A 10,203-nucleotide genomic window follows, 5' to 3' on the forward strand; every position below is an offset into this window, starting at 1 on the left:
ACAGAAAATGACTGTCTGAACCGTCCGGTTTCACAAAATTTCACGAATGTAGTGCCACTGACCAATTTTTTCCGCTGTAAGCGGATGATCTTAAGAGAGAAATAATCTGAGGTGTTAAACTTGGGCTAGGCTACGCCAGCTACGTCGGTGGTAACGGCTTAGATCTGGGCAATGGCATCGCCGTGGACAGCGCCGGGAATGCCTACCTGACGGGATATACCGCATCCACCGACTTCCCGATCCGCCAGCCCCGGCAGCCTGACTTGAATGGAGTTGCGGATGCCTTTGTCACCAAGATCGCGGACCTGCCCACCGCAACCTTGGCGGCCTTGCCCTGGCTCGCTGCCCTCGGCGATCTGACGGGTGACGGCACCCAGCACCTCGCGGTCTTGTTCGCCGATGCCGCGGCCGGGACAGTGACCGCCCAGATCAAGCAAGCCACCACCGGGACCCTGATCCAGACCTTCGTCTTTGATCAAGGGTATGCGCCTCTGGACCTCGCCGTGGTCCCCGACCAGAACGGCAACGGCGCCGCGGAGTTGGCCCTGCTGGGCCGCCAGGCCGCGAACGGCAGCGTCCAGGTCGAAATGCGCGACACTCGCACCGGTGAGCGGCTGAGCCCGTAGGTTGGGGTGAGGAACGAACCCCAACACCCCGGCCGCCGATCGTTGGGGTTCGTTCCTCACCCCAACCTACCGGGCTACCGGGCTCAGCCCCCGAATGCCTTCTGGATCGCGTCCAGATCCAGCGCTTCGATGTACTGCTGTACCGCGGCGCCGTCCGCCATGCCGGTGCCCTTGCCCTGGATCAGGATGCGGTTGCCGATCATCAGTGTCACCTCGTGCTCGTTGGTTTGCGCATCGTGCTTGATGATGCCGCGTTGGCCTTTGATCGTGTAGGGCTTGGTGTTCGGGTCGGCCTGCATCATGAAAGGGGAGGACAGGAACATGGTCAGCATCGGTAACAGCGGGGAGTCGGCGGTCACGTTCAGGTTGACCTCAGCCCCGTCCTCGCGAAAATAGCGGCGGCCCAGGTTGGTGCCCACGATCATGCTGGCGAGTCCGGCGGTCTCGGATTGCGCGGGGTCGGCCTGCCAGCCGGCCAGCGGCTCCGGCAGCAGCTTCAACAGGCCCGCGGTCATTTGCTCCTTGATCTTGGCCACGACGAAGTTCAGGGTGTCGGCGGCGCTGTGCAGTTGGCCGGCCTCGTAGGCATGGCGTGCGGCGTCCAATTGATCAGTGACCTCGTCGGCCTGTGCCGGAGCGGCGAGGGTCAGGCAGGCGGTCAGGGCGACGATCAGCGGGGTGCGGTTCTGCATCGGATGGCTCCGGTTGAGTCCAGTGTTTGAGCGGGCATTATGGCCCGGACCGGGTGGGCCGACCAGATTGAATATGGACCGGCGTCCATTGTGGTTGATAGTGGGTATGGCTGGCGTCGGCTCTGATCGCGGCCTATCATTTCGTCTCTGTCTGTCTTCACCTGACGGTGACGTCGCGCCACTGTCGGCAAGCTCTGTGGTCTTGGATGACAATGCCCGATACCAGTTCTCCCGTCGGTGAGACGGTCTTTTATTTTGGTGTCGACCTGACGCTGCTGAGAACGCTGCGCGATCACCTCGGCGCGCGGTCGATCGCGGTGCGCGCGGTCCGAACGCTGGCTGGTCTGATGCTCGCGGCCGACGGCCGACCGGTGCCGATCCTCATTCTGGAGCCTGGTATCCTGCGGCCGGGGCGGTCGGTGAAAGCGATCCTGGAGCGGCTGGAGAAGGGCACGGGTCTGCGTCCACGCCTGATTTGTCTGGTCGGGGCCGCGCCGTCGGCGGAACCCGTTGTCTATCAATGTCCGGACGCGGTGATGACCCTCGCCGCGCCATGGGATGGGACGCGCATCGCCGAGCAGGTGGTCGCGCTGATGACCGCGGACATGCCACGGCAGGGACGGGTGTTGGTCGTCGATGCACTGGCCGCGGAGTGTCTTGAGATCGTCGCGACCTTGCGGCGGGGCGGCGTGCTGGTGGAACATGTGGCGGATCTGCACCAGGTGATTCCGGCCCTGGAAGGTTTTCCCTGTGATCTGATCCTGCTGGATCTCAACCTGCATCAGGACGATCATCGGGAACTTGCGGCAACGATCCGGGCCCATGCGGCGGCCGATGACCTGCCGATTGTTTTTCTCTCGGCGGAGGCGTCCCCGGAGCATCACGGCGAGGTGCTGCATCTGGGCGAAGACGATTACCTGGCGCGGCCACTCGACTACGATCAATTGCTGGCTACGGTGCGGGGGCGGATCGACCAGGTCCGCGCGTCCGAACGCTCAAGCCAGCTTGTGCCGGGGACCAGGGGCGCGCGGGACCGGTTGTTGCTGAGCCGAACCCAACTGATCAAACGACTCGATCACGCGATTCTCGTCAATGCGGGGACGGATTCTGGTCAGGCCGTGCTCTGCATCCGGCTCGATGGCTCCCCGGTCCTGGGGGCGGCCGAGGAGACGGATGCCGGTGCCTTCGGCTCGCTGGTCACCGAGTTGATTCGCTCTACGGCGGGGGTGGCACAGCGCGCTGCCTGCGCTGGCGAAGGGGAGCTTCTGCTGTGGGTGGGGTGTGCATCCAACGGTGCGGTGGTCGCCTTGGCCGAGGCGATCCACCAGGCTGCCGGTGCCCTGGTGGTGCCCCCGCGAGCCGGTGTCGCGCGGGTCTCCCTGAGTATCGGTATCGGCACGCTCCTCCCATCGGTGGACAACGCGCTGACCTTGCTGTCGCGCGCCCAGTCAGCCTGTGAAACGGCACAGCGGGCCGGTGGTGACCGGGTTCTGGTTCACCGGACACTGGATGATCCGGCGATGAGCGGCGGCGAGTTCGGTGACACGCCGCTCTTGCGGTTGCTGCAACGGGCGCTGGCCGGGTCTGGATTCGAGTTGGTCTACCAGCCGATCCTATCCCTGCACAAGGCCCATCAGGAGCGCTATGAGGTGTTGCTGCGGCTGCGGACGCCCCAGGGCGATATCATCCCGCCGCTCGCCTTTCTCCCGGTCGCAAGGCGTTGCGGCCTGCTGCCGGATCTGGATCGCTGGGTGTTGTCTGCGGCGTTGCGGACGCTGCGCCAGGAGCGGGACGCCGGACGGCGCACGCGCTTGATGATCCATCAGTGCGCCGCGAGTCTGGCGGAGCCCGGTTGGCTGCAATGGGTACGCGATGAGATCCTGCGCCTGGACCTGATCCGTCAGCGTCCGGTCCTGGAGTTCAACGCCGTCGACCTGCTCGCCGACGAGGATCAGGCCCGGCTCCTGTTTCCGGAACTTGGTCGGCTGGGGATCGAGGTCTGTCTGGCCGGCGTGACCGACAGCGAGGATATGCTGGGACTGATTGCCCGTCGGCCGATCGGCACTGCCAAGCTGGCCCGCGAGTTGGCCAGTCGCGAGACGGGCGCCCGTCTGCGGTTGTTGGTGCAGGCGCTGCACCAGCGCGGGGCCCAAGTCATCGCCGCGGGTATCGAAGACCCGGCGGTCATCGGGCGGATCTGGTCCAGCGGGGTTGACTATATTCAGGGCAATTTCATTCAGTTCCCGGAGGACACCCTGAGTTTCAATTTTCAGGAAGGCGTGATCGGATCATCATGAAATTGCTCGCGCTCGATACCTCCGGTGATCTTTGCTCCGTCGCGCTGTTCGTCGATGGTGTCATCGAACAGCGTCGGGAGCCGGCGCCGCGTCGCCATGGGGAGTTGCTCTTGCCGATGATGGAATCATTGCTGGAGTCGACCGGGATAGCGCTCAGCGCGCTTGACGCCATCGCCTTTGGTCGCGGCCCCGGGTCCTTTACCGGGGTCCGCATCGCGGTCGCGGTCGCCCAAGGGGCGGCTTTCGGCGCCGGCTGCCCGACGGTCCCGGTCTCCACCCTGGCCGCCATGGCGCTCGGCGAATACCGCCGGACCGGCCGCCGCCGAATCCTGACGGCGCTGGACGCGCGGATGGGGGAGGTGTACTGGGGCGCATTTGAAGTCGCGGCGGATGAGTCGGTCGTTGCCGGCGGTGCGGAGCTGGTCGTCCTGCCGGGGTGCGTGCCGGTGCCCACAGGCATCGACTGGTGCGGGGTTGGCTCCGGTTGGGGCGCCTATCGAACGGTCCTCGAACAGCGGGTCGGCACCGGTCTCACGGCCGTGGTGGCCGACGGTGTCTGCGAAGCTGCGGACATTGCCCGGATCGCCGCGGTCGAGGTCCGGGCCGGGCGGGTCGTTGCGGCGGAACTGGCGCGGCCGGTCTATCTGCGTGACCGGGTGACGGCGGCCGGGCCGACGCGAATGCATCATGAATAACCTGACCCTGTTCGATGCGGCGGCGGGCTGTCTGGCAGAGCCGGACCCCGAACGTAAGCAGGATCTGACCGCCCAGGTCGCCCTGGCCTGGGCCGCGGGTCAACTCGGTCTCGACCCCGGCACCGCCGCTGCGGTGTGCGAGGCGCCGGGACGGCCTGCGCGTCCGGCGTTGGTTGCTCCGCGCCAACTGACCGGGCGCAAGCTCAGCGGCACACAAGGGCGTGCCGCGCTGATCCACGCCGTCGCGCATATCGAGTTCAATGCCATCAACCTGGCCTGGGATGCGGTGCAGCGTTTTCGGGATTTGCCACCCGCATACTACGATGATTGGGTGCAGGTCGCGGCGCAGGAGGCGCAGCATTTCGGCCTGATGCGTGGGCGCCTGCGCGATCTGGGTCATGACTACGGGGACTTTCCGGCCCATGATGGTCTGTGGGAGATGGCGCGGCGCACGGCCCATGACCCGCTGGCACGGATGGCGCTGGTCCCGCGGGTGCTGGAGGCGCGCGGCCTGGATGTCACTCCGGGGATGATCGCGCGGCTGCGGGCGGTGGGTGATCAGCAGACCGCGGACCACCTCGCGATCATTCTGCGCGACGAGGTCGGTCATGTCGCGGCCGGCACCCGGTGGTTTCGCTACCTGTGCGAACAGCGCGGGCTCGCGCCGCGGCCGGTCTATTTCGACCTCATCGCGACCCATCTGACCGGTCCGGTCCGTGGTCCGTTCAATCTGGCGGATCGGGCGCTGGCCGGGTTCGACCCTGAGGAACTGACGCACCTCGAGGCGCTCTCCGCGGGGGGCGGCAGATTTTAAATCCATCGAGCGAGGAGCTGAATCATGCGTTTATCGAGTGAGACCCGTTGGTTGCTGACGGTATGCCCCGGTGTCCTGGCGGCCTCGCTGGCGGGCCAGCCGGCCGCCGAAGAGGCGGCGGTCCAAGTCTACGAATGCCATCAGGGCGGCAAGGTGACCTTCTCCGAAGAGCCTTGCGTCGGCACCGAGCAAACCGTGACGATCGACTATTCGCGGCCTGATGCCGCGCAAGGCGAGGCTGCGGCCTTTGCGGAACAGACCGCGGAAGCCCAGGCCGGGGCGGTTGCGCAAGCCGCGGTGCTCGACACCGAGATCCTGAATCTGGAGCAGCAGATCACCAATCAGCAGGCCGAGCGCGATGCGCGGGTCGCGGCGCTGCGTCAACAACTCGCCGAAGGAACCGAGGATCCCAATCCGTCCGCCTGGCAGGCCGCGATGAATCAGCAGATCGACGCCACGTACAAGAATTACAACGACACCATCCTTGCCGAGCGACGCCGACTGGATCAGTTGCAGGCTCAGCGGGGGTCGCTCGACGGCCGGGGGCAGCGCTAGGCGATGGCCGTCCGAGCGGTCAGCCGGCGGCTTTCCTGAAGACGAATTCGTTGCAGCCGTGACCGCCCGCACAGGTCCGCAGTGCCTGGAGCTGGAACCCCTGCTCGCGATAAAAATCGAAAATTCGCTCCGGGGTTGCCACCTCGAACGGGAGACCTCCCACCCAATCCACGACATCGCGCCAAGGCGACATCCCGCGCAAACTTCCGGCGGAGTAGTTCCGCCAGGTCTGGAAGGGCTTTCCCGCCAGCAGGTCACGCACCATGGTGGGTCCCCACAAGCGCAGGGCCGCGGGCCACAGGACCAGCCATCGTAAGCCGGGCGGCAGTCGATTGTAGGTTCGCTTGATGTGCAGCCAGACGCGGCTTGGCCGGCCCTGATCGTTGTAGATAGCGATGAACAGACGTCCGCCCGCACCGACGCGTTCCGCGACATTCGCAAGTGCCTGCATCATCTGTCCGGTGTGATGCAGTACGCCCCAGGAATACACCAAGTCCCACTGACCGAGCGTCTTGAGATAGTCTTGATCGAGTACTGACCCGGTTTCCACACGCCACTGCGGATCATCGGGGAAATACCGTCGTTTCAATTCCGCGGTGCAGGCGACCGATTGGGGATCATAGTCGAATGAATGGACGATCGCACCGAGCCGCCGTGCCGCCAGGCTGAATAAGCCGCTGCCTGAACCAATATCGAGGAACCGCACACCCCGCAGGCTTGTGACGTGGAGGCTGTCGCACAGCGATTGCTCCGCCCGGCGAATCCGCTCAGCGTCCAGCACGGCCAGGAACCGTGACCAGTTTTCCCCAAAAGCGAAGCGGTCGCCGGCCGCCATCTCGGTTGCATGTTGTGAGCTCATACGTGGTTCTCTTGGTCGCGGCGCAATGCGTCGAACGCGATAACCGGACGTAGGGCGGGTTTCAAACCCGCCCCGACGCGAAAGGCTATGTCTCGATATCGGGTGCGAAGGTTATCAATCAGCCCAGGCCGTCTTCCTTGGTGTCGGAGTGTTTGCAGTCTTCGAGTGAATCGAGGCTGTAACGCTGGCTATAGCGTACGATGAGGATGGCGATACTCACCAACAGGATGGCGCCGCCTTCAAACAGCAGTGTTTCGGGTTCGATGTTCTTACCCTGCAGGACGATGAGTCGGGAGAGCGCCGTCACCGCGATGAACATCGGGTAGGTGAAGGGCACCGCGTGGCGTATGAAATAGACGTTCGCCATGGCCATGATCTCGATGAAAATGAAGATCAGCAGCACGTCTTCGAGCTTGATCTGGCCGTTGTGCGCAATGGCCATCACGAGTTGCCCGATTGCGAGAAAGGACAATCCGCCGACCAGGAGCAGGACCCCCTTTTCGACCCAGCGAAATAGTGTGGATAAAAAACGATCGGTGCGTTGTTCCAGTGTCATGCTGGGCTCCTGGGTCACGAGTCACAGATAAGTCGAACAACGAAGAATATCTTTGTGAAACTTGTCTCGCTTATGACGGGCTAGGTGGATTCTTGTTCCGGCTCACCGGCCGCACGGCGGTGCAGTTGCCGGATCTCATTGTGTCGCCGCTCGATCTCGCGGCGGAACTCGCGCCTTGAGGCGGCGCTCTCGTAACGCCGCCGTTCGTTCGGCGTTTCGATTGCGAGCGGCGGGACGGGCACGGGTTTGCCCTGATCATCGACCGCGACCATGGTGAAGTAGCAGGTCATCGCATGGCGGCTCGTCTTGCGGATGATGTCCTCGGCCATGACCCGGATGCCCACCTCCATCGAGGTATTCCCCGTGTAGTTGATCGACGCCAGGAAGGTCACCAGATCGCCGACATGGACCGCCTCGCGAAAGAAGACCTGATCCACCGACAGCGTGACCACATAGTTGTTGGAGTAACGCGCCGCACAGGCATAGGCGACCTGATCCAGCAGCCGCAGGGTCGCGCCGCCGTGGACATGGCCGGAGAAGTTAGCCATGTCCGGGGTCATCAGCAGCGTCATCGATAAGGTTTTGTGTTGCTTTTCCATGGTGCTTGTCGTAATCGGAGAAGCCAGGCAATTTGGGGCCTCGATCGTAATCCCGGCCAGCGGCGTGCGTAGTCAGGGCTTCCAGCCCTGACGGTGTCAGGCCAGGATGGCCTGACTACGCACCCGGCGAGCCCAAGTGGCCGGAGTCTTGATCGAGGCCAATTTGGGCATAAGCAGCCCGATGTGGTTCGGGTTTCGACTCGCTTCACCCGACGGTCTCCAATCGTGCATAGGCCAGCACCAGCCATTTGGCGCCGCCGTCCTTGAAGTTGACCTGGATGCGTGCCTGGGCACCCTGGCCCTCGGCGCTCAGCACCACCCCCTCGCCGAACGTGGGGTGCAGTACCCGCTGACCCAAACGAAAGCCGCCGGTTTCCACGGCGCTTGCCGCCTTACCGGACGCGAAGGACCCGGGGGCGGCAGTGGCCGCACGGGCGACGCCGCCGCCGCGAACTTCTTCCAGCAGTTCCGGCGGCACCTCGCGCAGGAAGCGCGATGCCATGGGGTAGCCCTCGCGTCCATAGAGCCGGCGCGATTCGGCGTGGGTGACGAACAACTGGTGCATGGCGCGGGTCATGCCGACGTAGCACAGCCGTCGCTCCTCCTCCAGTCGCGCCGGATCCTCGGCCGACATGCTGTGCGGAAACAGCCCTTCCTCCAGGCCTACCAGGAAGACGATGGGGAACTCCAGACCCTTGGCACTGTGCAGGGTCATGAGCTGGACCCCATCCTCGAACGGGTCGGCCTGGGACTCGCCGGCCTCCAGCGCGGCATGGGCGAGGAAGGCGCCCAGCGGGTCGGTCTGCGCGTCCTCCAGTTCCAGCCGGAAGCGCCCGGCGGTTTCCACCAACTGGTCGAGGTTCTCCACCCGGTCCTGGCCCTTGCCATCCTTGGCTTTCAGATAAAAGTCCGCGAGTTCGGCGGCCTTGATGACGCTGGTGGTGATTTCCGCCAGGTCCATCTCCAGGGTCGCCGCGGTCTGTTGCCGGATCAGGTCGACGAAACGCGCCAGCGCCGCGGTTGCGCGCGGCCCCAGGGCGACGGCGGCGATGGTGTCGAGCGCGGCCTGCCAGAGTGAGACTTGGGAGCCGCGCGCCTGCGCGCGCAGCAGTTCCAGGGTCCGCTCGCCGATCCCGCGGGTGGGGGTGTTGATGACCCGCTCGAAGGCGCCGTCGTCATCCGGGTTGTTCAGGAGGCGCAGATAGGCCAGGGTGTCGCGGATCTCGGCGCGTTCGAAGAACCGCAGGCCGCCGTAAACCCGGTAGGGGATCTGCCGATTGATCAGCGCCTCTTCGAACAGCCGCGACTGCGCCGTGGTGCGGTAGAGGATGGCGCACTCGGACCGGCGATACCCTTGATCGGTGGTGAAGCCGCGGATGCGCTCCACCACGAAGCGCGCCTCGTCCACCTCGTTGAAGGCGGCATAGTGACGAATCGGCTCGCCCTCGCCGTCCTCGGTCCACAGGTTCTTGCCCAGTCGGGTCGGGTTGTGGGCGATGAGTGCGTTGGCCGCCTTGAGGATGGTGCCGGTGGAGCGGTAGTTCTGCTCCAGGCGCACCAGTTGGGCTTGCGGATAGTCGCGCTGGAACAACTGGATGTTCTCCACCCGCGCGCCGCGCCAGCCGTAGATGGACTGATCGTCATCCCCCACGGCGAACAGGTTGTCGTTGCTGCCGGAGAGCAGCCGCAGCCAGGCGTATTGAATGGCGTTGGTGTCCTGGAACTCATCCACCAGGATGTGGCGGAAGCGCTCCTGATAGTGGTGCAGGATGTCTCTACGGTCGCGCAGCAGCTCATGGGCGCACAGCAGCAGGTCGGCGAAGTCCAGCAGCCCGCCGCGGGTGCGCGTCTGCTCGTACTCGCGGTAGATCGCTGCCATCTTTTGCAGGTAAAAATCGCCGGCCGTGTCCAGGTGGTCCGGGCGCAGGCCCTCGTCTTTTTGCTTGTTGATGAAACTCTGGACCTGACGAGGCGGCCAGTTGGACTCATCGAGTTCCAGGGCCTTGAGGATGCGCCGGATCAGCCGAAACTGATCGTCTCCGTCGAGAATCTGGAAATGCTGGGGTAAACCCGCGTCCTGCCAGTGGGCCCGCAGGAAGCGGTGGGCGAGCCCGTGGAAGGTCCCCACCCACATACCGCCCACCGGGTGGTCCAGCATCTCCTCAATGCGGGTGCGCATCTCGCGCGCCGCCTTGTTGGTGAAGGTGACCGCCAGCAGTGACCAGGGCGGCACCTGCTCCACCTTGATCAGCCAGGCGATGCGGTGCACCAGCACGCGGGTCTTGCCGCTGCCGGCGCCGGCCAGCACCAGGCGGGTGCCCGCCGCGGCGGAGACCGCCGCGCGCTGGGCGTCGTTGAGTGAATCGAGAATATTTGAAACGTCCATGGCGGCATTCTACGGCAAGGCTCGGCATCGGTCGTCAAGCCGTTGCGCGTGAATGTCCCCGTGGGAGCGGCGTCCCGCCGCGATGGATGCCGCGGTCACCCCGAACGGTCGGGTTACGCGCCCG

The 10,203-nt window shown here is 64.9% G+C and carries 9 protein-coding genes and 1 pseudogene; 5 read left to right on the forward strand and 5 right to left on the reverse strand.

All coding sequences use genetic code 11. The features are described from left to right. Nucleotides 1-146: 146 nt before the first annotated feature. Nucleotides 147-626: pseudogene (locus tag QZY03_RS29365) on the forward strand (SBBP repeat-containing protein); the annotation flags it as partial. Between the two features lie 83 nt (nt 627-709). Here QZY03_RS29365 and QZY03_RS29370 read toward each other — a convergent pair. Continuing rightward, entirely contained in the window at nt 710-1,318 is a 609-nt protein-coding gene (locus tag QZY03_RS29370; RefSeq protein WP_295587500.1) for a hypothetical protein, read from the reverse strand. Nucleotides 1,319-1,530: 212 nt separating this feature from the next. Here QZY03_RS29370 and QZY03_RS29375 point away from each other — a divergent pair, with 212 nt between their 5' ends. Genes QZY03_RS29375 through QZY03_RS29390 form a run of 4 tightly spaced genes read left to right on the forward strand, consistent with a single transcriptional unit; the run spans nt 1,531 to nt 5,679 of the window. Then, entirely contained in the window at nt 1,531-3,615 is a 2,085-nt protein-coding gene (locus QZY03_RS29375; RefSeq protein WP_295587502.1) for an EAL domain-containing protein, read from the forward strand. Then, on the forward strand, nt 3,612-4,310 hold the full coding sequence (gene tsaB / locus QZY03_RS29380; RefSeq protein ID WP_295587504.1) for a tRNA (adenosine(37)-N6)-threonylcarbamoyltransferase complex dimerization subunit type 1 TsaB: 699 nt from the start codon (nt 3,612-3,614) through the stop codon (nt 4,308-4,310). The genes QZY03_RS29375 and tsaB overlap by 4 nt, the downstream gene beginning before the upstream one ends. Beyond that, on the forward strand, nt 4,303-5,124 hold the full coding sequence (locus QZY03_RS29385; RefSeq protein ID WP_295587506.1) for a ferritin-like domain-containing protein: 822 nt from the start codon (nt 4,303-4,305) through the stop codon (nt 5,122-5,124). The genes tsaB and QZY03_RS29385 overlap by 8 nt, the downstream gene beginning before the upstream one ends. A 24-nt stretch (nt 5,125-5,148) precedes the next feature. After that, nucleotides 5,149-5,679, forward strand: a complete 531-nt coding sequence (locus tag QZY03_RS29390; protein ID WP_295587508.1) for a hypothetical protein — start codon at nt 5,149-5,151, stop codon at nt 5,677-5,679. Nucleotides 5,680-5,698: 19 nt separating this feature from the next. Here the strand turns inward: QZY03_RS29390 and QZY03_RS29395 are convergent, their stop codons facing one another. From QZY03_RS29395 to uvrD, 4 genes are all read right to left on the reverse strand, one after another. Then, a complete protein-coding gene (locus QZY03_RS29395; RefSeq protein WP_295587509.1) occupies nt 5,699-6,538 on the reverse strand; it encodes a bifunctional 2-polyprenyl-6-hydroxyphenol methylase/3-demethylubiquinol 3-O-methyltransferase UbiG in 840 nt (279 codons plus the stop codon). Nucleotides 6,539-6,656: 118 nt separating this feature from the next. Beyond that, nucleotides 6,657-7,094: a phosphate-starvation-inducible PsiE family protein gene (locus QZY03_RS29400; protein WP_295587511.1), complete on the reverse strand. Its 438-nt coding sequence runs from the start codon at nt 7,092-7,094 to the stop codon at nt 6,657-6,659. 80 nt (nt 7,095-7,174) lie between these two features. After that, nucleotides 7,175-7,693 carry an acyl-CoA thioesterase gene (locus tag QZY03_RS29405; RefSeq protein WP_295587513.1) on the reverse strand — a complete coding sequence of 173 codons (519 nt, stop codon included), beginning with the start codon at nt 7,691-7,693 and terminating at the stop codon, nt 7,175-7,177. 205 nt (nt 7,694-7,898) lie between these two features. Then, nucleotides 7,899-10,079: a DNA helicase II gene (uvrD, locus tag QZY03_RS29410; RefSeq protein ID WP_295587515.1), complete on the reverse strand. Its 2,181-nt coding sequence runs from the start codon at nt 10,077-10,079 to the stop codon at nt 7,899-7,901. Nucleotides 10,080-10,203: the final 124 nt, after the last annotated feature.

It is taken from the genome of uncultured Lamprocystis sp. (genome assembly GCF_903933125.1).
Taxonomy (GTDB): domain Bacteria; phylum Pseudomonadota; class Gammaproteobacteria; order Chromatiales; family Chromatiaceae; genus Thiodictyon.